This is a genomic window from Candidatus Dormiibacterota bacterium (genome assembly GCA_035635555.1).
In the GTDB taxonomy this organism is placed as follows: domain Bacteria; phylum Acidobacteriota; class Polarisedimenticolia; order Gp22-AA2; family Gp22-AA2; genus Gp22-AA3.
Genome location: DASQAT010000044.1, coordinates 1 through 13,397, shown reverse-complemented (window position 1 = coordinate 13,397; position 13,397 = coordinate 1). Strand labels below are relative to the sequence as shown.

Sequence of the window (13,397 nt, the reverse complement as noted above, 5' to 3'; positions counted from 1 at the left end):
GGGATAGCAGTGACCAGGGTCAGGAGCTTCGCCTCGCGGGCGCGGCTCTACTTCGCATTGACCCGGCCTTTCACCCTGCTTCCTCCGACCTTTGGCGTCGTGTCGGGCGCCCTGACCGCGTTCGGCTCCGCGCACAATCCCGATCCTGAACGACACTTCACGACGTCGGTCCTGGCGATGATCCTCCTCGGTTCGGTCACCGCCGCATTCCTGAATGCCGCGAGCAACGTCATCAATCAGTACCACGACCTGGAGATCGACCGTCGCAACAAGCCGCAGAGGCCGCTGCCCTCGGGGAGGATCTCGACCGGGGCCGGTCTGCGCTTCGCGTTCCTCCTGTACATCGTGGCTCTCCTGCCCACCTGGCTCATCGTCGACTACCCGCGCGCCACCTTCTGGGAGAAGGCCGGAGCGCCCCTTGCGGAGCACCAGTGCTTCTTCATCTACCTCGCGGGTCTCGTGCTCACTCTGATGTACTCCGACCCGGTCTGGGGGCGGACGAAGCGGTTCGGCATCTGGGCCAATCTCACCATCGCCGTGCCGCGCGGTTGTCTCCTCAAGGTGGCGGGCTGGTCCATGGTCGCGAGCGTGATTCACGTGGAGCCCTGGTACATCGGATCGGTCTTCCTGCTGTTCCTGCTGGGGGCCACCTCGAGCAAGGACTTCTCCGACATGGAGGGAGACGCCGCCCACGGTTGCCTCACGCTGCCGATCCGGCTGGGGGTGGAGAAGGCCGCGCGCTTCGTCGCACCGTTCTTCTGCCTGCCGTGGCTCCTGATCCCGATCGGCGTGTGGCTCCCCGATCCGTTCGGTTCGGGCCCGGTTCTGACAGGGGACCGCACCCTGCTGACCCTCCTGGGACTGGCGCTCGCGGGCTGGGGGGCCTGGACGGCCCGGCTCATCCTGCGCGACCCGGCGGCTCTGGCGAGATCGGAGAACCATCCGTCCTGGACGCACATGTATCTCATGATGATGTTCGCCCAGGTCGGGTTCGCCATCGCCTACCTTGCTTGACCCCCGTGGTTCCGCGGCCCGTTCCGGCAGGGGGCTGCTCCTGGTGCTCCTGGCGGGCGCCGCCTGGACCTGCGCCGAAGCGGTCACGACGGCCGGGCCCGCCGACACCGTCGTCGTCCTGTCCATCGACGGCATGCGCTGGGACTACCCCGCCCGGGCCGGGGCGCCGACCCTCGCGCGCCTGGCCAGGGAGGGAGCGTCCTGCGGGGCGCTGCTGCCGCCGTTCCCCTCCTCGACTTTTCCGGCCCACGCCAGCCTCGCGACCGGGGTCTTCCCCGACAGGCACGGTATCGTCAACAACGAATTCATCGACCGCAGGCGCGGGCTCTATCGCCGGGATGACGATGCCACGTGGCTCCTGGCCGAGCCGATCTGGGTGACCGCGGAGCGCCAGGGGGTGCGCACCGCCGTGTTCCATTGGGTTTTCTCCTACACGCCGTGGCGGGGTATCGCCGCGACACGCCGCATTCCGTATTCCGCGGAGACGACCGACCGGGACAAGATCGAGCGGATCACTCGATGGCTGTCGCTGCGCGGGGAGGACCGGCCTCGGCTGATCCTGTCCTACCTGCACGGACCGGACGCAGCGGGTCACGCCGATGGTCCCGAGTCGGGCGCCGTGCTCGAGAGCGTGCGTCGGACCGACGGTCTGGTGGCGCGTCTGTTGCGGGCCCTCGAGCGAGCGCCGAAATCGGCGCTGATCGTCGTCTCGGATCACGGCATGGCGGGCGTCTCGCGCGTATTGAGAACTCGGGACCTGCTCGGGCGGGGTGAGTCGCGCCCCGTCCGCGCCGTTTCCACGGGGGCCGTCTGCAACGTCTACTGCCCGGACCTCCGTTCCTGCGGCGCCGCCGAGTCCGCGCTGACGGAAGTTCCCGGAATGACCGTCTACAGGAAGGGATCGCTGCCCGGAGGGTTACGCTACCGGCAGCCCGAGCGCACAGGCGATCTCGTGGCCATCGCCCCGCCCGGGACGTACTTCGCGGACGGTCGCGGAGACGAGAAGCCGGTGCGGGGCATGCATGGGTATCCTCCCGAGCAGAGCGAGATGCAGGGGATCTTCTACGCCTGGGGAGCGGGGGTGAGGCGTGGCGCCCGGTGCGATCGTCTTCGAGCCGTGGACGTGGCCCCGCTCGTCTGCAGACTTCTCGGCATCAGGTGTCCCGAGGAGATCGACGGCAGGGTGCCGGAGGATCTGCTCGAACCATGGAGCGACATCACTCCGGTCGGCTGCGGGGCCCGGGCGGAGCCGCATCGCGCGAATCCCCCCCGGCCGGGGCCGCGTCGTCCGGATGCTGGTCCGGACACGCCGCCCCGGAGTACCGCGCCACCCTGACGCGCGCCGGGCGCAGGAGCGTGGCGCCGAGCATGTATCCTCGGCCGCTTTCCTCGAGGATCAGAGTGTCGCGCGCGGGATCGTCCGTCTCCTGCACCGAGACCGCTTCGGCCACGGCGGGGTCGAAGCGCTGTCCCACCAGGTCGAGCCCCTGAACTCCCTCGGACGCGAGGGTCTGGAGGAGATGATCACGGATGAGCGTGACGCCGGACAAGAGGCCGCCGGCACCCGGGGATCCGGCGCCGACCGCGATCGCCCGGTCGAGGTCATCGAGGACCCCGAGCACCTTGCGCATCATCTCGACGCGCGCGATCTCGACCCGGCGCTCCAGATCGCGCGCCAGGCGCACCCGGAAGGCCTCGCGCTCCTCCTCGATCCGGCGGTAGGCCGCGCTGATCTCCCGCGCCCGGCGCTCCGCCTCCTCGGTGCGGACCTTCAGCTCCTCGACGACCGAGGGGTAGCGAGGCTCCAAGGCCGCCGAGGTCTCGTCCTGGAAGACCGGACGTCGATCGATGACCGAGAATGCCTTATCCTGGCTGTCGTCCCGCGTGTCTCCTGATCTGCCGTGTTCTTTCATGATCGATTCCAATGGGCGAACCCGGCGGCGTCCGGCCGGCCGTCAGTGCCCCGTAAGACGTCGGATGCGCTCGCGGATCGGCGGATGCGTGCTGAAGAGGTTCGCCAGCGCCTCGCCCGTGAACGGCTTGACGATGAACAGGTGACTGGAGGCCGGCGCCGCGGTCAGCATCGGGATCCGTCGGCTGGCGTCCTCGAGCTTCTGCAGCGCATGGGCGAGCCCGTACGGGTTGTGCGTGAGCTCCGCCCCGCTCGCGTCGGCCTGGTACTCGCGGGCGCGCGACACGGCGAGCTGGATGAGGGTCGCCGCGATCGGAGCCAGGATGATCCCGGCGAGCAGGGCAATCGGGTTGGAGCCCTGGCGGTCGTCGCGCTGACCGCCTCCGAATATCGCCGCCCAGCGGGCCATGTTGGCGATCACCATGATCGTCGCCGCGAGGGTCGCCGCGATCGAGCCGATCAGGATGTCGCGATTCTTGACGTGCGACAGCTCGTGCGCCAGGACCCCCTCGAGCTCCTCGGCGTTCAGGATGCGCAGGATTCCATGCGTCACGGCGACGGCCGCGTGGTTCGGGTCGCGTCCCGTGGCGAACGCGTTCGGGGCCTCCTCGGGAAGGACGTAGACGCGCGGCATGGGTATCCCGGCGCGCGCGGTGAGACGCTCCAGGATCTCGTACAGCTCGGGCGCCTGCTCCCGGCCGACCGGTTGGGCGCGGTGCAGCGCCAGGACGATGCGGTCGGAGAACCAGTAGGAAAAGAAGTTCATGAGGGCCGCCACTCCCAGGGCGATGTACATCCCGTTCGCTCCGCCGAACAGGCCGCCCATGGCCACGATCAGAGCGGACAGCAGCCCCAGGAGGAATGCCGTCTTCAAGGCGTTCATCGGATGTATCGTCTCCTCGTCGCGCGCCACCGGTGCGTCCGGTGCCGGCGTCGCATTGTAACCCGCCCGGCGGCGGGGGCCCATCCCACCGGCGTCACTTCACCTCGATGCGGATGGCCTTGGCCTTCGACTCCTGCCTCTTCGGCAGGATGACTTCCAGGACGCCGTTCTTCTGCGTGGCCCGGATCCCGGCCTGGTCGACGTTCGTCGGCAGGCCGAAGGAGCGGACGAAGGTGCCGTGGGGACGTTCCGCCCGGTGCATGTCCTCGGGGCGGAGGTCCCCTGAAAGCCTTCTCCGCCCCCGGATCACGAGTGTTCCGCCCTCCACTCTCATCTCGATGTCGTCCTGATCCACACCCGGGAGATCGGCGCGGAGCACGATCGTCTCCGCGTTCTCGAAGATATCCACCGGCGGAGTCCACTGACCCGCCTGCAGATCCTCCTGTCCCTGTGGCGCGGACATCCCTTCCTGAAACAGACGGTTGACGCGGTCCTGGAGGGTCCACACATCACGATAGGGGTCCCACTTGACGACGGTCATGCTCTCCTCCTCGCGATTTCAGGATTCGTCCGGTCCGATCGGGAGCGCCGTCAGCGGGCGCGTCTCCCGGTCGTGGCGACCGGCTCCTGCTTTCTGATTTTTTCGAACACCACCTCGTTCACTGGGCCTCCTGCAGCGCCTCCTGGGAACGGACAGTCAACTTGTCGAGGTTCATGCTCTGCTGCAATCTCCTTCAGTCATGATTAATGGGATGCTCAGTATAAACATTGAGTGTATCATTGTCAAATAATTTGATATACAATATCTATTTTATTATCAATAACTTAGAAAGTATTCATGCAGGCGCACGCCCATCCTCTTCCAGGAACTCCCGGAACATGTCCAGGCAGAGGCGTGTGTGGGTGAGGAACAGATGGTGTCCTGTCCCGCGCACCGTGCGCAGGCGCATGTGGGGGTAGAGAGCCGGTAGGGGACGCACATGGTCGAGCGGTGCGACGGAGTCCTGCTCGCCATGGATCAGGAGCGTGGGCAGGGGAGCGACCTCGGGCAGGATCCGATCGACCTGGTAGCTCAAGAGACAATGTTCCAGAGTCGAGGTGAGCGACTTGAAGGTGAACTTGTGGCTGTCGATGACCACCGACCAGGGAAATCGCAGCATATACCTCAGCGTGAGCTCCAGGCCGGTGCGTTTCATCTGGGCAATCGTTTCCCCCAGAGAGTGTTCGTTGAGAAGGCGCCGGTAATGGGGGGAGCCGCGCCAGAAGAGGGCGTGCGCCGTCGCAGGCTCGCTGAAGCGTGGAAGGCTCAGCAGGATCATGCGCTTCACGTGCGACCCGTGGAGCGCGGCGTACTCCAGGGCGATCAGGCCGCCGAGAGAGTGACCGACGATGGTCAGCGGGTGTCCGGCGAGATCGATCTCCTCCACAAGACTGCGCACGCTGTCGCGGAACACGGGCAGGGTGTACTCGAGGTAGGGCTTGGGAGACAAGCCGAACCCGAGGAGATCGGGGAGCACCAGCCTGTAATCCTGCTCGAGCGGCCGCACCTTCTTCTGCCAGTACCGCCTGGAGCCCGTGATGCCGTGCAGGAACAGCAGGACGGGCCCGCGGGGATTGCCGGTCGAGACGTAGTGGAGGGCGTTCGGCGGTCTCATGTCACGCAGCACGGGTCGGCACGTTCGACCGCGCGGGCGCGCGATCATATCATGTCGAAGCGACCGCGCTCCGCCTTGATCTCCTCGGGGGCCGTGGCCTATCATCAGCCCCTCTGACGAGCGAACCGTTCCGCGCAGGACCTCCCCCTCATAGCCCCGGCGACGGCGGTCCGACGCTCCCGGATCTTCTTCCTCCGCCGCCGGAGGACGTGACAGGAAGGAGGACGTCATGCTGGAGTCCCTGCAGAAGACCGATCCCGAAGTGGCCGTGGCTCTCGCCGCCGAGGTCGCCCGGCAGGACGAAACCCTGGTCCTGATCGCCTCCGAAAACTTCGCCTCGCGCGCCGTGCTGGAAGCGATGGGATCCGTGTTCACGAACAAGTATGCGGAGGGGTATCCCGGACGCCGCTACTACGGTGGATGCGAGCACTCCGACACGGTCGAGCGGCTGGCCATCGACAGGGCCAGGGCGATTTTCGGCGCGGAGCACGCCAACGTCCAGCCGCATTCGGGTTCGCAGGCGAACATGGCGGTGTACCTCGCCATGCTCAAACCGGGCGACGTCATCCTGGGGATGGATCTCTCGCACGGCGGACATCTGACTCACGGCCATCCCCTGAATTTCTCCGGGCGATACTTCAAGATCATCCCCTACGGTGTCAGCCGTGAGACGGAGCTACTGGACTACGACCAGATGGAGCGTCTGGCCCGGGAACACCGGCCCCGCCTGATCGTCGCGGGGGCGAGCGCCTACGCGCGGATCATCGACTACCCCCGCATCCGCCGCATTGCAGACGACACCGGAGCCCTTCTGATGGCCGACATCGCCCACGTGGCGGGTCTGGTCGCGGCGGGGGTGCATCCGAATCCGGTGCCCTACGCCGATTTCGTGACCACCACCACGCACAAGACCCTGCGCGGTCCGCGCGGGGCGGTCATCCTCTGCCGCGAGCGCTTCGCGAAAGAGATCGACAGCGCCGTGTTCCCGGGGACACAGGGTGGGCCCCTCGTGCACATGATCGCGGCCAAGGCGGTGGCGTTCAAGGAGGCGATGTCCGAGGAGTTCAAGCGTGATCAGAAGCGGACCGTGGAGAACGCCGTGAGACTGGCGGCGCTTCTCGCGGCCGGCGGTCTTCGAGTCGTCTCGGGCGGCACGGACACCCACCTGTTCCTCCTGGATCTGCGGACGAGGAAACTGACGGGACGCGCGGTCGAGCAGAGACTGGACAGGGTGGGCATCGCCCTCAACAAGAACACCATTCCGTTCGATCCGGAGAAGCCGCTGATCGGCAGCGGTGTGCGGATCGGCACGCCCGCCGTGACCACGCGGGGGATGGGGCCCTCCCAGATGGACGAGATCGCCCGGCTGATCCTCGATGCGCTCGAACGGGAACCGGACGCGCGCGACATCGAGTCCCTGCGGGGCCGCGTCGCGGGGCTCTGCCGATCCTTCCCCATCTATGGCTGGCTGCCGCGCCCGGCGGCCGAGCGCGGCGCCGGTCGGGAGCGCCCGTCCTGACGTCCCGCCGCGCGATCCGGCCGCTCCCGATCCTCCTCGATCGGACCGGCGTCCCGCGGAGAGTCGTGGGCGGGGGGCGCGTGGCGGAGAGGACGCCGAGGATTCCTCCCGAGGCGGAGGAGGCCGAGGCATGACGGATCGTCCCGATCCCGGGCGCGCCCTCTATCTCGTCGACGGAAGCAACAACCTGTACCGGGCGTTCTACGCCATACGAGGTCTGAGCACCAGCAAGGGTCTCCCGACCAACGCCATCTTCGGCTTCACGTCGATGCTGCGCAAACTCCTGCGCGAGCACGCGCCGCGACGCCTCGGGGTGGCCTTCGACCTTGCGGAGCCGACGTTCCGGCACAAGGCGTTCGCCGACTACAAGGCGAACCGCCCCGAGACACCCGCCGATCTCGTCGTGCAGATCCCGTACGTGAAGAAGGTGTGCGAGGTTCTGGGGGTCCCCGTGCTCGAGCTCTCCGGGTTCGAAGCGGACGACCTCATCGCGACGCTCGCCGATCGCGGCCGCAAGGCCGGCCTCGAGGTCGTCATCGTGGCCACCGACAAGGACCTTCTGCAGCTCGTGGGAGACGGCGTCAGGGTCTTCAATCCCGTGAGCGAACAGTTTCTCGACAGCGGGGGTGTCGAGCGCGTGTTCGGGGTTCGACCCGATCAGGTGCGGGACGTGCTGGCGCTCTGCGGCGATTCATCCGACAACATCCCGGGCGTTCCCGGAATCGGGGAGAAGGGGGCCAGGGATCTGATCCGCCAGTACGGCGATCTCGAATCCGTCCTGCTCGCGGCCCCGGCCATCTCCCGGAAGACTTATCGGGAAGGCCTGCTGGCGAACGCCGACGTCGCCCGCCTGAGCCGCGACCTGGCCACTCTGCGTTACGACGCCCCGCTGTCGTTCGATCCCGATCGATTGAGAGTCGGCGCGCCCGACCAGGAGGCGGCGCGACAGCTCTTCCAGGACCTCGAGTTTGGAGCGCTCGCGCGGGAGTTTGCGGCTCCCGTGGTGACCCCGGAGGCGCGTCACACGGTCGTCCGGGATACCCCGGACCTGGAGCGGGCGGTGGAGCGATTGCGGGCGTCGGGGCGGTTCGCCTTCAATGTGGAGAGGGACCACGCCGAGCCGATGCGGGCCGGAATCGTGGGAATCGCCCTGGCCGGCGTCGGCGGTGAGAGCTTCTACGTTCCGGTGGCGCAACGCCACCTCGGCGATCCCCCCCCGCTCGACCAGGCGACCGTCCTGAACCGCCTGCGTCCCCTGTTCGAGAGGCGGGGTCCGCGGCGCGAGGCCCACAACGTCAAGAGCGATCTGATCCTGCTCCGGCGTTTGGGCTGGGATCCGCCGACCGTCGAGTTCGACACCATGCTGGCCAGCTACCTCCTCGACGCCTCGCGGCGCAGCCATGACCTCGAGGCGGTCGCCCGGGACGTCGCCGGGTTCGAGGTCCCCTCCTACGAAGCGGTGCTCGGCTCGGGCGCCAGGAGCGTCCCGCTCGCCGATATCGGCGTGGAGCGGGCCGCGGCCCTGGTCTGCGGGCGCGTCGCCGCCGTGCTGGCCGTCCGCGACCGTCTGGAGACGGGCATGAGGGAGGAGGGGCTGCTGGCGCTGTTCAACGACCTGGAGCTTCCCCTGGCGTACGTCCTGGCGGAGATGGAGGTCGCCGGCGTGCGCGTCGACACCGGCTTCCTCGCTTCGCTGTCGCGCGAGTGGGAGACTCAGCTGGCCCGCTTGACCTCCGAGATCCACGCTCTCGCGGGGAGGGAGTTCAACATCAACTCGCCCCGCCAGCTGGGGGAGATCCTGTTCGACGGTCTGAAACTGACCCCCGGGCGCAGGACCCAGAGGACGCGGTCGTTCTCCACCGGCGTGGAGGTCCTCGAGGAGCTGGCGGAGGAGCACGAGCTGCCGCGCCGGATCCTGGAATACAGGAGCCTGCAGAAGCTCAAGTCGACCTACGTCGACAGCCTGCCCGGCCTGATCAACGCGGACACGGGCCGCGTCCATACGTCCTTCAACCAGGCGGTCGCCGCCACCGGCCGTCTGAGCAGCAGCGATCCGAATCTTCAGAACATCCCGGTGCGCACGGAGCAGGGGCGGCAGATCCGCAGGGCCTTCGTCACGGATCGCGGTCATGTGCTCCTGTCCGCGGATTACTCGCAGATCGAGCTGCGTGTGCTCGCCCACCTGTGCGGCGATCCGGCCCTGGTGAACGCCTTTCGGACGAACGAGGACATTCACCGCCGCACGGCGGCGGAAGTCTTCGGCGTGATGCCCGATCTGGTGAGCGACGAGATGCGCCGGCGCGCCAAGGTCGTGAACTTCGGAATCATCTACGGCATGGGCGCCCAGCGTCTGGCGCGCGAGCAGGGGATACCGGTCAAGGAGGCGGAGGGCTTCATCGAGGCTTACTTCCAGCGTCTGCCCCGCGTGAAGGAGTACATCGACACCACGATCGCGGCGGTGGAATCGGAGGGGCGCGTCAGGACCCTGCTCGGGCGGGTACGCCACTTCCCGGAGATCAAAGGCACGGATCGGAACGCCCGCCAGCAGGCGCTCCGCGCCGCCGTGAACACGACCATCCAGGGCACGGCGGCGGATCTCATCAAGCTCGCGATGGTGGCGCTGGCCCGGCGTCTCAAGGAGGCGGGGAGCGGCGCGCGCATGACGCTTCAAGTCCATGACGAGCTGGTCCTGGAGGTACCGGAGACGGAGGTTCCCGCCGTGTCCCGCATCGTGCGCGACGTGATGGAGGGCGTCCACGAGCTGCGCGTCCCTCTGGTCGCCGATCTCAAGATTGGGCCGAACTGGCTGGACATGACGAAGGTCGAATCCAAAGATTGAAATCGGCCCGGTGGCGGCGTCGGGCCGCCGCCGCGTCCATTGCGCCTCCCCATTTCGTAACCTACATTGCCGTTGCGGCGGCGACGTGTGGCCGTCGAAATCTCCGGAACGGACACATGCCCGAGGCGACCCACATCCTGATTGTTGATGACGACCGGACGATACGGGACCTGCTGAACGAAGGGCTGTCCGACAGCGGTTACCGCTGCGACACCGCCTGCGACGGACTCGAAGGCCTCAGGAAGGTCCAGACGAACGGATTCGAGCTGGTCGTGAGCGACATCGACATGCCGGAAATGGACGGGGTCCACCTGCTCCAGGAGATCAAGAAGATCCGCCCGGACACCGAGATCATCATGCTGACGGGCATCGTGGACGTCGAGACTGCCATCCAGTCGATGCGCCTGGGGGCCTGCGACTACCTCACCAAGCCCTTCAATCTCGCCGAGGTTCGGATCACGGTGGAGAGGGCCCTGGAGAAGCAGCGCCTGCTGCGGGAGAATCGGGAGTATCAGAGGACGCTCGAGATCAAGGTCGCGGCCCGCACGGCCGAGCTGCTCGGCAAGAAGCGGGAGGTGGAGGATCTCCTGTCGCGTCTGCAGTCCTCCTATCAGACGACCCTCGAGGCCCTGGCGTCGGCGCTCGACACACGCGACACGGAGACGCTGGGCCATTCCCTGCGGGTGGCCTCGTACACGGTGGCCGTGGCGCGCCGGATGGGCGTGGGGGAGCCGGACCTGACGGACATCTACCGCGGCGCGCTGCTGCACGACGTGGGGAAAATCGGCGTCCCGGACGCAATCCTCCGAAAGCCGGGCAAGCTGACCCCGGAGGAATGGGTCGAGATGCGCCGGCATCCGGAGATCGGTCATCGCATCCTGCAGGGGATCAAGTTCCTGGAAGGGGCGCGCGAGATTGTTCTCAGCCATCAGGAAACGTACGACGGGTCGGGCTATCCGCGGGGTCTGAAGGGGAAGGAAATCCCGCTGGGGGCCCGCATCTTCGCCGTGGTCGACACGCTGGACGCCATGACATCGGACCGCCCGTACCGCAAGGCCCTGCCGTACGAGGCGGCGCGCGCCGAGATCCTCAAGTATTCCGGCACGCAATTCGATCCGGACGTCGTGCAGGCCTTCCTGGACATTCGGGACGGGGAGTGGAACGAGATCCAGCGCCGGGTCATGCAGGACATCCTGGTCCGGGGGCAGTCCCGGCTGTAGGCCGGCGGGGGCGCGCCGCCTCCGGTTCTACGGGGGCGACGCCGCGGCCTTCTGGACAAGAAGGGCGAGGTCGTGCTCGAGCGTCGTCTGCGGCGTCTCGACGATGCGACCGACCTCGCGCCCATCGGCGCGCAGGATGAAGGTGGGCACTCGCTCGATGGCGCCCCTCCTGACCAGACGCGCCGGCTCCTTCTTGGTCCGGTCGATGCCGTAGTACCGGACTTTCAGGCGCGCCGGGGAGGCTCGATCGAGAATCCGGAGGAAGCGCGGGACCTCCCGGCGGCTGTCGGAGCACCAGCCTCCGAAATACACGTCAAGCCTGGCCTTGAGCGGTGTCGTGGCGATCACCCGGATGTCCGCCTCGGCCGGTTCGTAGGCCTCGCGGTTCGTCCGCCACTCCGGCGAGATCGACAGGATGGCCTCCGGCCCGACGCGGCCGAGGAGGACCTCCTGCGCCGGCGTCGCGCCGGCCGCGGCCAGCAGGAACACGATCGTCAACACCCGTCGTGCCGTTCTCGACATGCAGGCTCCCGGCGAGCATCATCCGGGGAGTGCCCGGGTTTGTCAACCGTCCTGCTTTGCTTGACGACCCGATCCCCGTCTGTTAAATTGACTTGGTCCTGATCCTCTGGAGGTTCCCGTCCGTGAACAGAAAACGAACCGCCGTCATGGCCGCCGCGCTGGCGGCCACGGTCTCGATAGTTGTCGCGGGGGCACCGTCGAACCAGGTGCCGAAGGACGACACCGCTGCGACGGGGAGGCAGTCCGGCGTCGCGGGGGACCCGATGCTCGCGCGCATCCTGCAGGCTTTCGACAAGGCCCAGCGCGAGACCGGCACCCTCGTGGCCTCGTTCACCGAGAAGAAGGAACTCAAGCTCCTGGCGCGGCCCGTGTTGTCGCGCGGCGAGTTCTATTACAACCGGCCCAACCAGGTCCGCTGGGAGTACCTCGACCCGGACCGCAAGGTGTTCGTGATCACGGAGGACATGTACATCGCCTATTACCCGGCGCTCAAGAGGGCGGAGGAGGTGCCGATCAAGAAATTCGTCGGGAAGCGCCTGTTCCGGTTCCTGGGGGTCGGGCAGTCTATCGACGAGCTGGGGAAGTACTACGAATTCCGGCTGGCTCCGCAAAGCGATCTGAAGGACACGTACCTTCTTGTCCTGGTTCCACGCAAGAAGAAACTGGCCGAGCGTGTGGCCGAGATGAAGATCTGGGTCGACACCACGACCTTCCTGCCGCGCCAGCTGCAGTACGTCGAGTCCGACGGTGACTCGACCCTCCTGGCCTTCCAGGACATCCGCACGAACGTCGAAGTCGCCGCCAGCCGGTTTCACCTCGACCTGCCCAAGGACGTGGTGGTCTCGGAGTCCTTCAACGGCTTCTCGCTCGGCGAGCAGAGCTTCTAGCAAAAAAAGAGCCCCTCGAATTGCGAGGGGCTCGTGTCGTTCAGAGCGATCGCGGTCCGGACAGGCACCGGTCGGACGGCCGCCAGGGGCGGCCGGGGCGATCAGTACATGTCGCCGCCGCCCATGCGCGGACCCGGTGGTGCCGGCTTCTCCTTCTCCGGAACCTCGGAGACGAGCGCCTCGGTGGTCAGCATCAGACCCGCGATGCTGGCCGCGTTCTGCAGGGCCGTGCGGCAGACCTTGGTCGGGTCGATGATCCCCGCCTCGAACATGTCCACCCACTTTCCGGTGTACGCGTCGAAGCCGACCACCGGTTTCTCCTTCTCCTTCGCCTGCTGGACGACGATCGAGCCTTCGTAGCCGGCGTTGATGGCGATCTGCCGGATCGGCTCCTCCAGGGCCCGGCGGACGATGTTGATGCCGGTCTGGACGTCTTCCTGCTTCTCCTTGAGCCTCTCGAGCGCCGGGATGGCGCGCACCAGGGCGATGCCGCCGCCGGGGACGATCCCCTCCTCGACGGCCGCCTTGGTGGCGTGCATGGCATCCTCGACCCGGGACTTCTTCTCCTTCATCTCGGTCTCGGTGGCCGCGCCGACCTTGATGATGGCGACGCCGCCGACCAGCTTCGCGAGCCTCTCCTGCAGTTTCTCGCGATCGTAGTCGGAGGTGGTCTCCTCGATCTGGGTCCGGATCTGCTTCACGCGGCCTTCGATGTCCGAGCGCTTCCCCTTACCCTCGACGATGGTCGTGTTGTCCTTGTCGGCGGTGATCTTCTTGGCCTGCCCGAGGTCCTCGATCTTCACGTTCTCCAGCTTGATGCCGAGGTCCTCGGTGATGCACTTGCCGCCGGTGAGAATGGCGATGTCCTCGAGCATCGCCTTGCGCCGGTCACCGAACCCCGGCGCCTTCACCGCGCACACCTGCAGCGTGCCGCGCAGCTTGTTGA

General features: G+C 67.1%; 12 protein-coding genes. 6 read left to right on the top strand and 6 right to left on the bottom strand.

Annotation, left to right across the window (positions count from 1 at the left end; translation table 11 throughout):
• The first annotated feature begins 9 nt into the window (after positions 1–9).
• Both VEW47_12355 and VEW47_12350 read left to right on the top strand, forming a co-directional pair.
• Positions 10–1,014 carry a UbiA family prenyltransferase gene (locus tag VEW47_12355; protein ID HYS05976.1) on the top strand — a complete coding sequence of 335 codons (1,005 nt, stop codon included), beginning with the start codon at positions 10–12 and terminating at the stop codon, positions 1,012–1,014.
• A complete protein-coding gene (locus VEW47_12350; protein HYS05975.1) occupies positions 1,007–2,350 on the top strand; it encodes an ectonucleotide pyrophosphatase/phosphodiesterase in 1,344 nt (447 codons plus the stop codon). Before VEW47_12355 ends, VEW47_12350 begins: the two co-directional genes overlap by 8 nt.
• On the opposite strand, the gene VEW47_12345 is transcribed toward VEW47_12350, so the two are convergent.
• The 4 genes from VEW47_12345 to VEW47_12330 form a co-directional block, all read right to left on the bottom strand.
• The gene (locus VEW47_12345; GenBank protein HYS05974.1) at positions 2,232–2,927 is read right to left on the bottom strand and encodes a nucleotide exchange factor GrpE; all 696 of its coding nucleotides are present in this window, start codon (positions 2,925–2,927) and stop codon (positions 2,232–2,234) included. The two genes, VEW47_12350 and VEW47_12345, sit on opposite strands and share 119 nt — an antisense overlap.
• Before the next feature lie 42 nt (positions 2,928–2,969).
• Entirely contained in the window at positions 2,970–3,809 is an 840-nt protein-coding gene (htpX, locus tag VEW47_12340) for a zinc metalloprotease HtpX (GenBank protein ID HYS05973.1), read from the bottom strand.
• A 94-nt stretch (positions 3,810–3,903) separates the two neighbouring features.
• Positions 3,904–4,350 (bottom strand): Hsp20/alpha crystallin family protein, encoded by a 447-nt coding sequence (locus tag VEW47_12335; GenBank protein ID HYS05972.1) that lies wholly within the window; start codon positions 4,348–4,350, stop codon positions 3,904–3,906.
• Between the two features lie 295 nt (positions 4,351–4,645).
• Positions 4,646–5,464: an alpha/beta hydrolase gene (locus VEW47_12330; GenBank protein HYS05971.1), complete on the bottom strand. Its 819-nt coding sequence runs from the start codon at positions 5,462–5,464 to the stop codon at positions 4,646–4,648.
• A gap of 229 nt (positions 5,465–5,693) precedes the next feature.
• Between VEW47_12330 and glyA the strand changes: the two genes are divergently transcribed.
• The 3 genes from glyA (at position 5,694) to VEW47_12315 (ending at position 11,042) form a co-directional block, all read left to right on the top strand.
• Positions 5,694–6,983: a serine hydroxymethyltransferase gene (glyA, locus tag VEW47_12325; protein ID HYS05970.1), complete on the top strand. Its 1,290-nt coding sequence runs from the start codon at positions 5,694–5,696 to the stop codon at positions 6,981–6,983.
• Positions 6,984–7,113: 130 nt separating this feature from the next.
• Positions 7,114–9,822, top strand: a complete 2,709-nt coding sequence (gene polA / locus VEW47_12320; GenBank protein ID HYS05969.1) for a DNA polymerase I — start codon at positions 7,114–7,116, stop codon at positions 9,820–9,822.
• A gap of 116 nt (positions 9,823–9,938) precedes the next feature.
• Positions 9,939–11,042 carry an HD domain-containing phosphohydrolase gene (locus VEW47_12315; protein ID HYS05968.1) on the top strand — a complete coding sequence of 368 codons (1,104 nt, stop codon included), beginning with the start codon at positions 9,939–9,941 and terminating at the stop codon, positions 11,040–11,042.
• Between the two features lie 27 nt (positions 11,043–11,069).
• On the opposite strand, the gene VEW47_12310 is transcribed toward VEW47_12315, so the two are convergent.
• The gene (locus VEW47_12310) at positions 11,070–11,564 is read right to left on the bottom strand and encodes a thioredoxin family protein (GenBank protein ID HYS05967.1); all 495 of its coding nucleotides are present in this window, start codon (positions 11,562–11,564) and stop codon (positions 11,070–11,072) included.
• Between the two features lie 122 nt (positions 11,565–11,686).
• Between VEW47_12310 and VEW47_12305 the strand changes: the two genes are divergently transcribed.
• Positions 11,687–12,451, top strand: coding sequence for an outer membrane lipoprotein carrier protein LolA (locus tag VEW47_12305; GenBank protein HYS05966.1), 765 nt, complete (start codon positions 11,687–11,689; stop codon positions 12,449–12,451).
• Between the two features lie 101 nt (positions 12,452–12,552).
• Here the strand turns inward: VEW47_12305 and groEL are convergent.
• Positions 12,553–13,397, bottom strand: an 845-nt coding sequence (gene groEL, locus VEW47_12300) for a chaperonin GroEL (GenBank protein HYS05965.1), incomplete at its 5' end; no start/stop codon positions are given.